Annotated in this window: 14 protein-coding genes; 4 read left to right on the top strand and 10 right to left on the bottom strand. The window is 44.5% G+C overall.

The window, feature by feature from the left end:
• Positions 1-11: 11 nt before the first annotated feature.
• Both qoxB and qoxA read right to left on the bottom strand, forming a co-directional pair.
• Positions 12-1,961, bottom strand: a complete 1,950-nt coding sequence (gene qoxB, locus ACQXR1_RS00405) for a cytochrome aa3 quinol oxidase subunit I (protein WP_014665843.1) — start codon at positions 1,959-1,961, stop codon at positions 12-14.
• Between the two features lie 28 nt (positions 1,962-1,989).
• Entirely contained in the window at positions 1,990-2,955 is a 966-nt protein-coding gene (qoxA, locus tag ACQXR1_RS00400; protein WP_010886637.1) for a cytochrome aa3 quinol oxidase subunit II, read from the bottom strand.
• 513 nt (positions 2,956-3,468) lie between these two features.
• Here qoxA and ACQXR1_RS00395 point away from each other — a divergent pair.
• Positions 3,469-3,714, top strand: a complete 246-nt coding sequence (locus ACQXR1_RS00395) for a GlsB/YeaQ/YmgE family stress response membrane protein (RefSeq protein ID WP_040082491.1) — start codon at positions 3,469-3,471, stop codon at positions 3,712-3,714.
• A 70-nt stretch (positions 3,715-3,784) separates the two neighbouring features.
• On the opposite strand, the gene galT is transcribed toward ACQXR1_RS00395, so the two are convergent.
• The 4 genes from galT to slrC form a co-directional block, all read right to left on the bottom strand.
• Positions 3,785-5,326 carry a UDP-glucose--hexose-1-phosphate uridylyltransferase gene (galT, locus tag ACQXR1_RS00390; RefSeq protein ID WP_430771542.1) on the bottom strand — a complete coding sequence of 514 codons (1,542 nt, stop codon included), beginning with the start codon at positions 5,324-5,326 and terminating at the stop codon, positions 3,785-3,787.
• Positions 5,327-5,329: 3 nt separating this feature from the next.
• Complete coding sequence (locus tag ACQXR1_RS00385) at positions 5,330-6,502, bottom strand: galactokinase (RefSeq protein ID WP_430771541.1); 1,173 nt, start codon at positions 6,500-6,502, stop codon at positions 5,330-5,332.
• A gap of 82 nt (positions 6,503-6,584) precedes the next feature.
• Complete coding sequence (locus ACQXR1_RS00380) at positions 6,585-6,968, bottom strand: GtrA family protein (protein WP_014665847.1); 384 nt, start codon at positions 6,966-6,968, stop codon at positions 6,585-6,587.
• 17 nt (positions 6,969-6,985) lie between these two features.
• Positions 6,986-7,657, bottom strand: a complete 672-nt coding sequence (gene slrC, locus ACQXR1_RS00375; RefSeq protein WP_430771540.1) for a transcriptional regulator SlrC — start codon at positions 7,655-7,657, stop codon at positions 6,986-6,988.
• 354 nt (positions 7,658-8,011) lie between these two features.
• Between slrC and slrA the strand changes: the two genes are divergently transcribed.
• The 3 genes from slrA to ACQXR1_RS00360 all read left to right on the top strand — a co-directional run bounded on the left by slrA (position 8,012) and on the right by ACQXR1_RS00360 (position 10,463).
• Positions 8,012-8,170 (top strand): transcriptional regulator SlrA, encoded by a 159-nt coding sequence (gene slrA, locus ACQXR1_RS00370; RefSeq protein WP_014665849.1) that lies wholly within the window; start codon positions 8,012-8,014, stop codon positions 8,168-8,170.
• Between the two features lie 446 nt (positions 8,171-8,616).
• A complete protein-coding gene (locus tag ACQXR1_RS00365) occupies positions 8,617-8,925 on the top strand; it encodes a DUF485 domain-containing protein (protein WP_069838457.1) in 309 nt (102 codons plus the stop codon).
• Positions 8,922-10,463: a solute symporter family protein gene (locus tag ACQXR1_RS00360; protein WP_095431107.1), complete on the top strand. Its 1,542-nt coding sequence runs from the start codon at positions 8,922-8,924 to the stop codon at positions 10,461-10,463. The genes ACQXR1_RS00365 and ACQXR1_RS00360 overlap by 4 nt, the downstream gene beginning before the upstream one ends.
• A gap of 30 nt (positions 10,464-10,493) precedes the next feature.
• Here the strand turns inward: ACQXR1_RS00360 and ACQXR1_RS00355 are convergent, their stop codons facing one another.
• From ACQXR1_RS00355 to efeU, 4 genes are all read right to left on the bottom strand, one after another.
• Positions 10,494-11,096, bottom strand: coding sequence for a DsbA family oxidoreductase (locus ACQXR1_RS00355; RefSeq protein WP_430771539.1), 603 nt, complete (start codon positions 11,094-11,096; stop codon positions 10,494-10,496).
• A 281-nt stretch (positions 11,097-11,377) separates the two neighbouring features.
• On the bottom strand, positions 11,378-12,628 hold the full coding sequence (gene efeB / locus ACQXR1_RS00350; protein ID WP_069838454.1) for an iron uptake transporter deferrochelatase/peroxidase subunit: 1,251 nt from the start codon (positions 12,626-12,628) through the stop codon (positions 11,378-11,380).
• An 18-nt stretch (positions 12,629-12,646) separates the two neighbouring features.
• Positions 12,647-13,804: an iron uptake system lipoprotein EfeM gene (gene efeM, locus ACQXR1_RS00345; RefSeq protein ID WP_430771537.1), complete on the bottom strand. Its 1,158-nt coding sequence runs from the start codon at positions 13,802-13,804 to the stop codon at positions 12,647-12,649.
• The gene (efeU, locus tag ACQXR1_RS00340) at positions 13,801-15,246 is read right to left on the bottom strand and encodes a ferrous ion permease EfeU (protein WP_430771536.1); all 1,446 of its coding nucleotides are present in this window, start codon (positions 15,244-15,246) and stop codon (positions 13,801-13,803) included. The genes efeM and efeU overlap by 4 nt, the downstream gene beginning before the upstream one ends.
• Between the last annotated feature and the right edge of the window lie 10 nt (positions 15,247-15,256).

The raw sequence follows: 15,256 nt of genomic DNA, 5'->3' as shown, positions 1-15,256 counted from the left end.
CTCACGCCTCCTTATTCGGAAATCTTTCTTTCCGTCTCTTTTATTTCATCAACACTAATGTAGTAGCCGTTGTCGTATTCGAATGAACGCAGAACCATGCAGAGCAGGACTCCGATCAATCCGACTACGCCCATCCAGTACCATTCAAAGACAAGTCCAAAGCCTGCAAGACCGAAGGCAACAGACATAAAGAACGGTCTGCCTGAGTTGCTTGGCATATGGATTTTCTTGAATTTGCTTTCAGGGTATAATTCAGTTTTTTCTTCTTTCATATGCAGGAATGCATCTTGAGATTTGACTTCAGGAAGCACCGCAAAGTTGTAATGCGGCGGAATCGCAGAAGAAGTCGCCCAATCAAGCGTACGTCCCACACCCCATGAATCTCCGCTGATTTCACGAGTAGAGTAACGGAAGCTGTAGTAGATGTTATAGCAAAGGATTAAGAATCCTACACCCATCATGAAAGCTCCGACAGTTGAGATAAAGTTCAATGTTGTCCAGCCGTCGTTTGGTCCGTATGTGTAAATACGGCGAGGCATGCCTTGAAGCCCCAAGAAATATTGAGGGAAGAAACATACATTGAAACCGATCATAAAGATCCAGAAGAACCATTTTCCGATTCTTTCGTTCAGCTTGTGGCCGAACATTTTTGGATACCAGAAAATAAATCCGGCGAAACAAGCAAATACAGTACCCGCGATCAGCACATAGTGGAAGTGAGATACAAGGAAGTACGTATTATGGTATTGATAATCCGCTGCTGCCATCGCAAGCATAACCCCTGTAACCCCGCCGATAACGAAGTTAGGAATGAACGCAAGCGCCCACAGCATAGGTGTTGTAAAGCTGATTCGGCCTTTATACATCGTAAAGAGCCAGTTAAAGATTTTAACCCCGGTTGGGATTGAGATTGCCATTGTCGTAATTGAGAAGAATGAGTTAACGGACGCACTGTTCCCCATTGTGAAGAAGTGGTGAGTCCAAACTAAGAAACTCAATACAGAGATGGCGATAATAGAACCAACCATCGCTTTGTAGCCAAACAATTGTTTTCTTGCAAAGCTTGAGATGATTTCTGAGAAAATACCAAATGCCGGAAGAATAACGATATATACTTCAGGATGTCCCCAAATCCAGAACAAGTTAGCCCAAAGCATCGGCATACCGCCTGCTTCCAATGTGAAAAAGTGAGCGCCGAACAAACGATCAAATGATAAAAGTGCTAATGCTACTGTAAGTACAGGGAACGCAAACACGATAATAACCATTGTGATCAGTGTTGTCCATGTGAACATTGGCATACGCATTAATGTCATGCCTTTTGTTCTCATTTTTAAGATTGTTACCATAAAGTTGATCCCTGTCATCAGGGTACCGATACCGGCAATCTGAAGTCCGAGGAGGTAGTAGTTCTCACCCGGCCCAGGGCTCATGTCGTTACTTGCAAGCGGCATATAACTCGTCCAGCCTGCGTTCGGAGAACCTCCGATTACGAAAGAAATATTGAAAAGCATCGCACCTACAAAGAACGTCCAGAAGCTCAGGTTGTTCAAGTAAGGGAACGCAACGTCGCGAGCACCGATTTGAAGAGGTACAACAACGTTGATAAGACCGATTAAGAACGGCATCGCCATGAAGATGATCATGATTGTACCGTGAGTTGTAAAAATTTCATTATAGTGGTTTGAGTCTAAAAAACTGTTATTCGGAAGCGCTAGCTGGGCACGCATCATCAGACCGTCGACACCGCCGCGGAATAACATAATTACAGCAGATATAATATACATGATTCCGAGTTTTTTATGGTCAACAGTAGTTATCCATTCAGACCAAAGCCATTTCCACTTTTTGAAGTAAGTCAGTACAACAATGATGGCAATGGTTGAAAGCGCAATGGAAACTTGTGCGCCCAGAATTAATGGGTCACCAGTTACGAAAAATTCGTCCCATTTCATTTTCATGCGGGCTTCCTCCTTTCCTGATCAAATATCATTCTTCTGTATCATCAGACTTCTTAAATTCGTTTTTCTTTACGTTTTCAAACGGATCTGTTTTAGAGTGCGGTGAAACGGCTTGATAGCCAAGGCGTTTGCGCGCCTCCATCGCGTACTCAGCGTCTTGTCCGTGATCAACGTATTTCAGGTGAGTAGAAGAGAACGTTAATTCGTCCACATTTTCAGGAAGCATCAATTCATCATACTTCTCTTTTGTCAGCTTAGGAGCCTCGTTCTGAGTCTTTTTCACCCAGCTGTTAAAGTCTTTTTCTGTGACTGCATTCACATCAAACTCTTGGTCTGCAAAATGTTCACCTGTGAAGTTCGCGTTGCGGCCTTCGTAAGTACCCACTTTATCAGCCTGTAAGTATTGATCCATCAGCATTCCGGCCATCGCATATTTTTGTCCTCCAAGCTGAGGAATCCATAGCGAAGCCATTGAATCTGCAGATGAGATTTTGAACAAGATCGGGCGGTCTACAGGAATGTTTAAGTAGTTGACCGTTTCAATATCCTGTTCAGGGTAGCTGAATACCCATTTCCAGTCTACCGAAGTAGCATAAACAACAAGAGGCTCTTTGTCTTTTGTTGCTTCAGGAGCTTTTTCTAACGAATATATCGTCTGTACTGTTGGCACAGAAAGTGCAATGACGATTAAAATTGGGATCACTGTCCAGACTACTTCTAAAAACGTGTTACCGTGAATTTCTGGGTTATAAGATCCATTATCTTTGCCTTTACGGTCGCGGTATTTTACTAAAATAATGGTAAATAGAACAAAGACGACCCCGACGATAAACAGCATAAATCCGATAGATAACAGGATTAAATCACTTTGCTGTTCAGCTACAGGCCCTTTCGGATCTAGTACTGAAGCATTGCTGCATCCCCCAAGGACGAAAACCACAGTTAACAGCGCTAATACAAGCAACGGTTTTAATGCTCTGAACAAGAAGATCACCATCCTTCCTATTGATGTAATAAATCTGAAGTGCATACTTCCTCAAAATCTTTTCTCTACTTTGTTATGCTATCAAAAAGTTCACTTATTAGCTTTATTTTTTTATAAACTTCATCCCATTTTCGCTTAAATGTCATAAAATCGACAAAAATTGCTCCAACTTTATTCACATCTATCGCTTAAGATGAAAAGTTTCTAGTTATTTCCGCATATAAAGTAAAGAAAGATGATGAAGAACTAATTCTGACAAATTAAGGTTTACCACAATAAAAAACTTAGGTCAATCAAAAGTTTCATTTTGTTAAACTTTCTAGATAGGAATTATTTTTTCCTTGTCTAGCATCTTTTCACATGGTTACCATTTTAACGCATCAAATATTGAAAGAAAAGGCTCAATGAAGAGCCAATATGCTCTGAATTGTCCGCATTTTTCAAAGAGAGCATCCAGTTGTTTATCTTATACAAAAATGAGGAATGATATAAGCAAATAATAAAAATAGGATGTGTTGCATGATGAGTTTTCTTATTTCACTTATCGTAGCTATTATTATCGGATGGCTTGGAAGCCTTTTTGTAAAAGGAGATATGCCCGGAGGAATTATTGGGTCTATGATCGCAGGTCTTATTGGCGCCTGGATCGGTCACGGGCTGCTTGGAACATGGGGGCCGCACCTAGCCGGATTCGCCATTATTCCAGCGATAATCGGCGCAGCCATTGTTGTTTTTCTAGTAAGTCTGTTAACCAGAAAAAGAGGATAAATGCAACAGCACCCGAGGCGTCAGCGCTTTGGGTGTTTGTTTTGCCATAAAAATCGAAAAAGCCTCAACCCTAGCGGTTGAGGCTTTTGACTGGTTTGGCGCCCAACTGATCGATGAACGTTCTGAAGGCCTGTTTTCCCTCTGTTGTCTGTTTAAATACACCGGCGTGTTCAAGAATGCGCGCGAATACCTGTCCCAGCTCTTCCTTTATGACTAGATCTGCATTCTCTTTCGTTATGGTTCTTTTTTCCATCATCCGAAGAGCCCATTCACTATGTTTTGCCGTGAGCGGATTTTGTTCTAAGGCTGTTTTCGGATCAGCAGAGCATAGCGCCGCTGCCGTTTCTTTCATTTCCTCCTGTAAGCGGCCAGGCAATATCGCCAATCCCATGACCTCAATCAGGCCGATATTTTCTTTTTTAATATGGTGGACTTCCTGATGAGGATGAAATATTCCTAATGGATGCTCCTCATTCGTCCGGTTGTTCCTCAGGACGATATCGAGTTCGTACAGGTCTCCCCTGCGCCGCGCAATCGGTGTGACCGTATTATGAGGCGTATCGCCTGTATAGGCGGCAATGCCGGCTTTTTCATCGGAATACGTTTGCCATGTGCGGAAGATATGATCAGCCACTTCAGCGACACGATCCGGTTTGTCTCCTTGGAGCCTGAGCACAGACATCGGCCACTTCACTAAGCCCAGCGACACGCCGGGATAATCATTTAAGTCATAAACGTCTTCCGCTTCTGCACGTGCCATTGGAAAGTCATGTGCGCCGCCTTGGAAATGATCATGGCTTAGGATACTGCCGCCGACAATTGGGAGATCCGCGTTCGAACCGATAAAATAATGCGGATACTGCCCAAGAAACGACATCAGCCTTTCAAATGTTTTTTTGCTGATCTCCATCGGTTCATGTTCACCTTTTAAGACGATGCAATGCTCTGGATAATAGACGTATGGCGAAAATTGCAAAAACCATTGTTCGTCTTCAAGGATGACTGGAATGATTCTGTGATTTTGCCGGGCTGGATGATTCACATTTCCCTCGAACCCGACATTTTCTTTACACAACAAACACATCGGATAATTTGTCTGCGCCTGCTCTTTTGCAGCCGCAATCGCTTTCGGGTCCTTTTCAGGCTTGGATAGGTTAATGGTCATTTCCAGCTCGCCATATTCGGTCGGTACTGTCCAATGAACATTTTTGGCGATTCTGTCAGTACGTATATAATAGACATCCTCTGAATATTGATAGAATTCCTTTGTCGCCTGTTTTGGGCCGTATAATGCTTTTGTTTCTTCAAACTTGCGAATGACCTCGGATGGAGCAGGTACAAAACAGCCCATCAGCTTTGCGCTGAGCAGGTCACGGTACGTATCTGTATCCGCTTCCATTCGGCCGGTTTCCGCAGCCCATTTATAAATGGGAGCGAGTAAGTCCGGAAGGCTTTGTGACTGCTTAATAGAGGTGCTGGAGACCGGCTCGGGATGTGTGATGCCCAGTGCTTCATAAAGACGGTTTCTCGTATATTCCCGATCCCAGATTGAAATCAGTTTTCGTTCCAGGCCATACTCAAGCAGCTGTTCCAGATGTTCTACAATACTCATGTGTCACTCCCCCTTTAGTTCTCTTGCACCTTCTCCGATATCAGCGACATAAAAATCCGCTTGGAGTCCTGTTTTTTCTTGATATCTGTCTCCAACTTTTTGAATAAAATCATCAATAAACGCATCTTTTACAATGCTGATGGTGCAGCCGCCGAAGCCCGCGCCCGTCATTCTTGATCCAATTACACCTTCGTGATCCCACGCCGCAAACACAAGCTCATCAAGTTCAGGGCATGTTACTTCATAATCATCCTTCAATGAAAGATGGGATTCCTTCATTAAACGCCCGATCTCATCTATATTGTTTTCTTTGAACATATGGGCTGTCTTGATGGCACGGTGATTTTCGTATACAGCGTGCTTTGCCCGTCGTCTGTTCGTTTCATTTTGGATCAGGCTGGAATGCGCATCGAAATCAGAAGGCGTGACGTCGCCCAGCGAGGCAATATCGAGTCCTTTTTGCAGATCAAGCAATGCATCGTTGCATTCTTGGCGTCTCGTATTATAGCTTGAGTCTGCCAATGTCCTTTTTTTGTTCGTATTCGCGATGACCAGCGCGAGGCCAGAGACATCGAGCTTGCTATATTCATAGTCAAGCGTGTCGCAGTTCAGCAGCATCGCATGATGTTTTTTCCCCATTCCAATTGCGAATTGGTCCATAATCCCGCAATTGACGCCGATAAAGTGGTTTTCCGCATGCTGCGCCATTTTCACAAGCTCAAGCGCATCTATTTCAGGATAAAAATAGCTTTGGAGGACGACTCCCATCAGCAGTTCAATAGAAGCGGACGACGACAGCCCCGCCCCGTTTGGAATATTTCCTGAAAATACAATGTCAAAGCCATGGGGAACAGAATAGCCCCTCTGCTGAAATTCATAAATAACGCCTTTCGGGTAGTTCGCCCAGTCGTCTTCTTTTTGATAGTTAATGTCGCCAAGGCTGCACTCCTTGATGCCTGCGTTTTTAAAGTTATCTGAATACATCCGGACAAGTCCGTCGTTTCTTTCTGCAACAGCAGCATATGTACCCATTGTCAGTGCGCACGGAAATACATGCCCGCCGTTATAGTCAGTATGTTCTCCAATCAAATTCACTCTTCCAGGTGCGAAAAAAAACCGTAACCCCTCTTTTTCTCCGAATACACTTGCAAATATCCCCTTTAGCTCTTCCCGCATGTGCAATCACCTTTCTGGTTTTTATTTTTTATTCCCTTTATTTCTTCAGAGAAAACGGTAGATCATATGCTGCTGTCCTCTGTCATACCCCTTCTTCTTTTGTTTTTTTGAAGACGAGCCATTTGCTCGCAACATAGTTGACGACAACAATGACTGCGTTGTCGAGTATTTTGGCCAAGGTTTCATTTGTATTGAACTGGCCGACAAGAATGATCATCATGCCTAAATCTATGCCGAGAGACAGGACCCGAACGCTGAAAAAAGCAGTGATCTCTTTCAGCAGGCTCTGCAGATCATGTGTTTTTTGCTGAAACACATATAATTTATTTGTTATGTAAGCAAACAGCACGGACAAAATCCAAGCAGCGACAGTGGCGGCTTTGTAATCCATATTCATCATCTCTACCAATATATAAAAGCTGGCGATATTCACAATGGTTGTGAAAACCCCCATAATGACATACATAATCATTTCTCTATACTTCACTGATGTTCCTCGCTTTCTGAAAAACTTTTCAAAAGTCTTGGCCTCTCGTGCTCTCTGTCTAAGGTGAAAAATGCCGAAAGTGCGTCTAAAAAGCTGCGGAAGGTGGCGGGCTGGCCCAATACATATGATTGTTTGATGATTCCGTCGAGGACTGCACATATTATTTTAGCCGTATATTCCGAATCAATACAGGCGTCAATCAGCTTTCTCTCCTTCAGCCAATTAATAAACAACACATTTTCTTCCACCCACAATTCGTACAGCCGGACATAGGCCTTGCATTTCTGTAAGACTTTATATGTCGGCATGTTCATGGCAAACGAGGTAATGTCCCACGACGGTTTATTTATGTAATAGGAATAAAGCAGTTCTGCAGCGTGTTTTGCAGCCTCGTCCAATGTCAGCGATTTCACTGATTCCCGCTCCATTTGATCAAGGTACCCTATAATGATCTTTTTTTTCATCTGGCGTTTTTCAAGAAGATACAGCAGAAAATCGTCCTTGCTGACAAAATGAACATAAAACGCTCCTTTGCTGTATCCGGCGGCTCTGCTGATATCTTCTACAGAAACCGGATCATACGCTCGATCAATCAACAAATTCACGCCAGCTTCTATAAAACTTTCAAATGTTGCTTCTCTTTTGATTTGAAATTTGTTTTTTTTCATATTTTTCTCCTGGCGGTAATGATTACCCTTATCTTACACCGGATCAATCTTTAGCGGTATTTATTTCTTTGAACGGTTATGCTATTCGGTTTCCCAGGGGTCATTTTTAATAGGCTAATTGATTTATTTTCATTTACATACTATCCAGTCAGTATTTAATTGTTTATTATTATAATTAAGATCCATTGGTTATATTAGTCATTTTTTTAGGGAATAGGTAGGTGGTTTTTCCTTCAGTTTGTGAACACCGAGCAACTATGTGTGAAATTTGTTGTACTCGCCTCATCATCGCGCCGGCTTGTCTTTTATTGCCCGCATGTTGCAGGAAAACATTTTATACAATTGGAGGTTACTATGAAAACTCATGTTAAAAAAGATTTGGACAAAGGTTGGCATATGTTGATTCAAGAAGCTAGATCCATTGGATTAGGCATTCATGATGTGAGGCAGTTTTTAGAATCTGAAGCAGCATCGAGAAAGAAAAACCACAAAAAAACCGTCCGCCAAGACTAATCCGAACAGGCGGATCTATTTACCTCTGGCTTTTCTATCACCTGATCTGAGTTTTCACCATATCCTCTATTTCGAAAGCACATTGCTGCGCTTAGTACCTTGAGGACAAACGGTGTGTCAGCTAACTACGACAGACAGCCGGTGATGCGATCACCTCTTGGCACATGCATTGTCATAAAGAGGTGATGCGAATATGATAACCGTGCTCTGATAAACAGCAGCTTTGCTGAGAAGAAGCTGCATTCGGTGAGGTTTTGAAAGCAAACTCGTTTATACACGGCCGAGCTTGAAAACCTTCGCCTGTCTTTATACCGCTGTGTTCACCTCTTCACGACTTCCTTCTTTTTTCATCCTCCAGGTATAGTTCAACGCATAAATCAGACTTTCAGTACATACCTATTGGTGTACCTTTTTGCTTACGTATAGCGAATAAAAGGAGGAAAGCCATGTACAAAGCTGATTACAAACAGATTGCTGCAACGCCGTCTTTCCAAGCTTTTTTAAAGCAGAAACGTGCTTTTATTGTTCCTTCTGCGATTTTCTTTTTTGTCTTTTATTTTTCACTTCCTGTTTTGACTTCTTATTTCACCTTTTTGAATGCGCCGGCCATTGGAGCTGTTTCATGGGCTTGGCTGTTTGCCATCGCCCAATTCGCCATGACCTGGATACTGAGTACGGTGTATTCCCGAAGAGCAGCTCATTTCGATCGGTATGTAAGCGCTTTAAAAGGGGATCTAAAGGGTGAACAGACATGAATATGACCGCTTTTTTATTGTTTTTGGCGATTGTCGGCCTGACGCTTATTATCACGTATTTTGCCGCGAAGAAGACAAAAACGACAAGTGAGTTTTATACGGCGGGCGGCGGGCTCACCGGTGTTCAAAATGGACTGGCAATTGCGGGTGACTACATGTCTGCCGCCTCGTTTCTTGGGATTGCCGGAATGATTGCGTTATATGGATTTGATGGTTTCTTTTACAGCATCGGTTTTCTTGTGGCTTATCTCGTTGTCTTGTATATCGTGGCGGAACCGCTTCGGAATCTTGGAAAGTATACAATGGCAGATATGATAGCCGCTCGATTTAAAGAAAAGAAAATCCGCGGAGTTGCGGCGCTCAATACCATTGCCATCTCTACTTTTTATATGATTGCCCAGCTCGTGGGGGCGGGCGCGCTGATCAAACTGCTTCTTGGGCTGGATTACACCGCGGCGGTTCTCATCGTCGGAGTGCTGATGACCATTTATGTCGTGTTTGGGGGCATGATCGCGACAAGCTGGGTTCAAATTATTAAAGCCGTTTTGCTGATGGCCGGCACACTCGTGATTTCGATCATCGTGTTTTCAAAATTCGGCTTTAGCCTTAATACCATGTTTGAACAGATGAAAACGGCTACTCCGCTTGGCGCTGATTTCTTGAATCCCGGGAATAAATACAAGGTGCCGCTTGAAACCTTATCGTTAAACTTGGCACTCGTGCTGGGAACCGCCGGGCTTCCGCATATTTTGATCCGGTTTTATACCGTTAAGGATGCCAAAACAGCCCGTACTTCTGTGGTGTCAGCGACATGGATTATCGGTGTGTTTTACATTATGACGGTGTTTCTCGGCTTTGGCGCTGCTGCATTTGTCGGTTTTGACGCAATTACGGCAGCTGACCAAGCAGGAAATATGGCGGCTCCGCTTTTAGCAAAAGCGCTGGGGGGAGACTTCCTATTCGCGTTTGTATCAGCCATTGCCTTTGCTACCATTTTGGCTGTCGTGACAGGATTAGTGCTGTCTGCCGCCTCAGCATTTGCCCATGATATTTACAGCCAGATCATCAGAAAAGGAGAGGCAACTGAAAAAGAACAGATGAAAGCGGCCAGATGGGCTTCTGTCGCCGTCTCAGTGCTCTCGATTCTCCTAGCGATTTTTGCACAGTCCTTAAATGTGGCGTTCCTTGTTGCCCTTGCGTTTGCGGTAGCCGCCAGCGCAAATCTCCCGCTGATTGTGTTTACTGTCTTTTGGAAACGATTCAATGCTTCGGGCGCTTTATGGGGAAGTCTGACAGGCCTGATCAGCGCGCTTGTGCTTGTGTCGATGAGTCCGAGTGTATGGGATCCGGCCGGAGGTGCTATTTTCACAGGCGATCCGCTCATCCCGCTGTCTAATCCAGGGATTATTTCCATCCCGCTTGGCTTCCTCGGCGCGTGGCTCGGAACGGTGCTGTCGTCTGATAAAACAATTGATGAAGATACCTTTGCAGAAATACAGGTGAAGGCGCATACTGGCATTCATATGGAACAGGAGTAAAAAAGCTCTCTTTATCGAGAGCTTTTCCCCTTACTTTTTATTCTGCTCGTCAGAAATCGCTTTTTCAAATACATCCTTGCCAGCCGCACCCGGAATGACAGTGTCGCCAATAATAAAGGTTGGAACGGCTGTGATGTCAGCCTCTTCATAGGCGTGCTTCAAGGCTTGGCGCTGCACGTCCTGATATGTTCTTGCTTCCAGTGCTGATTGAAATGATGCTCCGTCTAATCCCACTTCCTCGGCGAGCTTCGTCAAGATGTCAATGTCGCCGATATTTTGGCCCTCTTGAAAAAATGCCTGAAAGACACGGGTGTTGTATTCATGTCCTTTATTGAATTCCTTCGCAAAATGGAAGCCTTCAAACGCGAGATCTGTATACGGATGGGGCGAGACGTTTGGAAAATTGATCTCGACTCCTAATTTCTCCGCCATTGGCTGAATGGAAGTCTGCCACATGTATTGTTTGGACGGATCATTGACCGGATCAAGCTGAGGGGATGGGCTTGGGCGCAGTTCAAACGGCATCCACTCGACTTCAACATCCTTTCCTTTTATCGCTTCTTCAAAAGCGGCTTTTCCAACGAAACAAAATGGGCAGACGTAATCTGAATAAACTTTGATGTGTACTGTCATGATAATTCTCCTTTCGTATAAATTGATTTTAAACTGTAACAATTAAAGTTACAACTGTTTTTTTAAAAAGAAGCCGATAAGGCTTCTTTCAGATTGTTGACAAAATCCTAAAAAATTTTAGGATTTTGTCATCCTTTCAGCGTGATTGAAAACCCTTGAAGTCTAGGAAAGCCGAGCATTGGAGCGGAGCGAATGCTCTAATTCGTGAGCACCAACGCACAGGCTTGACAACGAATGCGGGGGTTTGTCGACACGCTGAAAGAAGCCTGTAAAGGCTTCTTTTATGATTCCAGCAAGCGCTGGGCAATATATTCTCCTTTTTTGCAGCCGCCTGGGCATGCGTATAAAGCAGAACCGATTGTTTGTGTATATTCATTTAACGCATCCTTTGCCGAAAGGGCCTTCAGCATCGGGATAAACTGATTGTCGGGATTTTTTTGAAAACTGATAAACAGGAGACCTGCATCCATATAGCCGGTTTTCGGATCAAGTCCTTCTGTGTAAGAGAAAGCTCTTCGCAAAATTTGCTTGCCAGTAGATTTCGCTAGACTGACGTGCGAATTAGACGGAATTTGATTCAGCTTCACGGGATCTGTTTCCTTTTTCTGTCCGAAAGGCGCCCCTGAGCTTTTTCTGCGGCCGAAGGTATCCTCTTGGTCCTTGAGGGAAGAGCGGTCCCATATCTCAAGGAACATTTTGATTTTCCGAAAAGCCATATAGGTGCCGCCCGTCATCCAGTCAGGCTCACCGGACTCAATCCACACGATTGAGTTCATCAAACTGTCATCCTCCGTGCTCTGGTTGCCTGTTCCATCTTTGAACCCGAAGAGGTTGCGCGGTGTTTCACCATTTTTTCCTCCGCTTAAAAAGCCTTTGTTCACAAAGCGGACCTCACAAGTGCCTACCGCTTGATTTAACAGGTTGCGCAGCGCGTGAAACGCCACTTGCTCATCGTCTGCACACACTTGAATACAGATGTCTCCGCCTCCCTGCTTTTCATCCAGATTGTCATTCGGCATCGCTGGAAGAGCGGCCAAGTGCTTCGGTTTTTTGCTTTTCAGCCCGAAGCGGTCCTTTCCGTCTTTTTCAAAAAAGCCAGGCCCGAATCCGAATGTGACCGTTAAGTTGGAAGGGGGTAAATCAACAGACTCACCTGTATCCTGCGGCGGCAGATATTGATTTTTCTGCTCAGCCGACATTTTCTTGCCAGACGTCAGCATCTGTGTGAGACTTGTCCAGTTTCTAAATAACGTAATGATGTCGCTTTTCTCTTTTGCTGTCACATCCAGCGCAGCAAAATAGACATACGTTTGATGGGCAGTCGTGATTCCGGCCTGATGCTTTCCGTAAAACGGAACGACCTGATCATCTTCTTTTTCATCCTTTTTCGATGGCTTAGCCGCGGTCTGCACAAGCGGAGCAAGTCCGCCGAGTCCGCTGGCACCGATCGCAACGGCTGCCCCCGCCATTGCCCCCCATTTTAAAATGTCCCGTCTGTGAATTTGTTCTGGCTTTTTTTGTTCATCGCTCATGATGTTGCAAAACTCCTTTTATAGCACATTCGCAATCTTCGACATGGTTTCAGAAAGAGTCGTCAGCTTAGTGCTCAGCTCTCTGATTTGCTTTTCACTTAATTTATCATAAGACGTATAGGACTGATCATTTGTTTTGTATTTTGCCATTAAAACTTCAAATTCGCTGAATTCCGTATCCAGTTTTTCCGTCAAGTCGGAGTGATCTTTTACAAGCGCGCTTTTCACTGTTTGATAAACGGCTTCGGAGCCTTCCACATTTGCCATAAGGTCGACTAAGTCGATTCGTGAGTAGCGCTCTTCTTCTCCCGTGATTTTCGAAATCCCGGCTTCGTTCAGAAGCTCCATTGCGCCTGCTACAATTTGTTCAGGTGTTAATTTCAGTGATTGAATTGAACCGTCAAGCTCTTTTACATCTTTGAGAAGCTGGTCAGCTGTTGCCTTTTCCCCGGAAATATCTTGATCCTTCCAAATGGCCTTCTCAAGCTTATGGAAGCCTGTCCATTTGTCTCCTTCTTCAACATCGTTTTCGCGTGCATCAATTTTCGGGTCAAGATCTCCAAGACTTTCAGCGATCGGCTCGATTCGCTCGTAATAAACACGCGCTTTCGCATATAACGTTTTAGACTTTTCGACATCGCCGGATTTCACAGCGCTTGTAAATGCTTCAGTCGCTTTGACAAGCTGGTCACTCTGCTCTTTAACATAACCTTTATATTCATCCGCTGCTTTTGCCAGTTGATCGCTAGCCTTTTTGCCGCTCTTCTTCGCTTCTGTCAGGTCTTCTAAGGACGCTTTCAGTGACTCGGATTCTGTCTTGATTTTTGCTGTATCCGGTTTGTCTTTTTGCGCTTCTGTGTAGATTGGCTGAAGATGCTTTTCGATTTCTGTATATTCGAATGGATAGTCGCTGCGAATATCGTTTTCAAAGGAAAGCCAGTAGCTGTTTAACTCTTTCCCCTTCTTTTCAATCTCTTTTTGGTCTCCTTTTTCCGCTGAGTCATTCAGCTTGGAAATGATGGTTTCCATTTTATTTACCGATGCGGAGATTTCTTTCGTGACCCCGCTTTTCTCAGATGAAGCTTTTTCTTTAGTTGAAGATGTGTCGTTGGCTCCGCAGCCCGCGCACAGCGCAAGGATGCATCCGGCTGATACAGCGATTTTTGTGAAATTCATTTTGTCAGTTCCTTTCCGTTTGTAAAATGTTTTGCCGCTTCTGAAACAAGCGCAATCAATAAAAAGAGTAAAATCAGCAATTGCGGAATCGTGCTGTACACGGACGGATAAATTCCTAACACCGATACAGACGGCAGCCAGCTTTCTGCATCAGACGGAAGAATGCCCGCCAGCTGAAGGCTGTGAACGCCGGTTCCGAGAAATTTCACGCACATATACAGGACAACCGCCATTGATAGAAGAAAGAACGGCTTTAATGGAATGCGCATTCCGAGCTTGATCATCAGAACACCGACGATAACGAGAACGATAAGCCCTGCTGCAGTTCCGCCGATCAGTTCAGTGAGCGGGAGCTTCCCGACAAGCCCGATGAAAAAGATGACCGTTTCGAGACCTTCTCTTACAACGGCCAGAAATGCAATGAGCGCAAAGGAAAGCAGGCTTCGTTTTTTCAGTGCCTGGGACTTCTGGATATTGACTTTTTCTCTCCATTTATCCATTGAGGCGTTTCTGTGCAGCCACACCCCGACATACAAAAGCATGACAGCGGACAATACGCCGGTAACACCGCCAAGCAAGAAATTATTTTCTCCGAATACACTGGAGGAGAACAGAACCGTGACACCGATGCCGGCTGCTAAGGAAACAGCCATGCCGGCGGACGCCCCGCCCCAGATCCATGCCGAGGAGCGCGTGACCCGCGCTTTTTTTGTCATGGTTAGCAGCGCTCCGATGACAAGGAGGGCCTCCATTCCTTCACGAATCGGGATCAGCGCCGCGTCCCACCAGCTGTAGCTGCTTGAAGCGATCGGCTCGAGCAATTGAATCATTTCGTCAATTTGCTTTGATACCTTTTCGGGATGGCTGCCGATCTCAGCTTTCATCAGCGCCAGATTTTCCTCTGATGTCGTATAGGCTTCTTTCGATTGGGAAACGACGTCTCCCTCTACGGCGAGCCAGGATGTAACTAAATTGTCGATTGCGGATGATGCTTCATCCAATTGTTTTTTTTCTATTAACTGCTTCGTGTCTTTCAAGCTGTGTATATAGGCTGTTAAGGATGCCCTTGATTGACCTGAGGATGTCTTTTTCAACACGACAGCCTGCTGATAGGTTTCTAAATGAGACGAAAGCTCTTCAAGCTGTGTTTTGAGCTTGTCTGCATCTTGATTGATAAAAGAAAGAGAAATCATTGCGATATTCGCGTCCATTTCGCTGTGAGAAGAAAGGTTTTCCTTCTTAATAGAAGGTTCTTCTTTTTTCCACTTCGCCTTGAAGGTTTCAAACGTTTGTTGTGCCGAGTCTATATCTCCGTCTTGTACGGATTTGATCATTTGCTTGTTTAATTGAAGTAATGCAGCGATCGGATCATCTTCCGCGTGTGCCGCAGAACCGAAAACCATCAACAAGCTGAATAAAATAAGTGCCAGCCCCCGAGCCATCATGTTCCTC

It is taken from the genome of Bacillus sp. ATD (genome assembly GCF_050585765.1).
GTDB lineage: Bacteria > Bacillota > Bacilli > Bacillales > Bacillaceae > Bacillus > Bacillus stercoris.
Note: the sequence above shows the minus strand (reverse complement) of the source record. Positions and strands in the feature narration are given on the sequence as shown.

Excerpts from the sequence above, each read along its gene's own strand:
- efeM (WP_430771537.1), bottom strand. The coding sequence starts at position 13,804 with ATGAATTTCACAAAAATCGCTGTATCAGCCGGATGCATCCTTGCGCTG.
- galT (WP_430771542.1), bottom strand. The coding sequence starts at position 5,326 with ATGAGTATTGTAGAACATCTGGAACAGCTGCTTGAGTATGGCCTGGAA.
- ACQXR1_RS00380 (WP_014665847.1), bottom strand. The coding sequence starts at position 6,968 with ATGTATGTCATTATGGGGGTTTTCACAACCATTGTGAATATCGCCAGC.
- qoxB (WP_014665843.1), bottom strand. The coding sequence starts at position 1,961 with ATGAAAATGAAATGGGACGAATTTTTCGTAACTGGTGACCCATTAATT.
- ACQXR1_RS00365 (WP_069838457.1), top strand. The coding sequence starts at position 8,617 with ATGTACAAAGCTGATTACAAACAGATTGCTGCAACGCCGTCTTTCCAA.
- ACQXR1_RS00385 (WP_430771541.1), bottom strand. The coding sequence starts at position 6,502 with ATGCGGGAAGAGCTAAAGGGGATATTTGCAAGTGTATTCGGAGAAAAA.
- slrC (WP_430771540.1), bottom strand. The coding sequence starts at position 7,657 with ATGAAAAAAAACAAATTTCAAATCAAAAGAGAAGCAACATTTGAAAGT.
- efeU (WP_430771536.1), bottom strand. The coding sequence starts at position 15,246 with ATGGCTCGGGGGCTGGCACTTATTTTATTCAGCTTGTTGATGGTTTTC.
- slrA (WP_014665849.1), top strand. The coding sequence starts at position 8,012 with ATGAAAACTCATGTTAAAAAAGATTTGGACAAAGGTTGGCATATGTTG.
- efeB (WP_069838454.1), bottom strand. The coding sequence starts at position 12,628 with ATGAGCGATGAACAAAAAAAGCCAGAACAAATTCACAGACGGGACATT.
- ACQXR1_RS00355 (WP_430771539.1), bottom strand. The coding sequence starts at position 11,096 with ATGACAGTACACATCAAAGTTTATTCAGATTACGTCTGCCCATTTTGT.
- ACQXR1_RS00395 (WP_040082491.1), top strand. The coding sequence starts at position 3,469 with ATGAGTTTTCTTATTTCACTTATCGTAGCTATTATTATCGGATGGCTT.
- ACQXR1_RS00360 (WP_095431107.1), top strand. The coding sequence starts at position 8,922 with ATGAATATGACCGCTTTTTTATTGTTTTTGGCGATTGTCGGCCTGACG.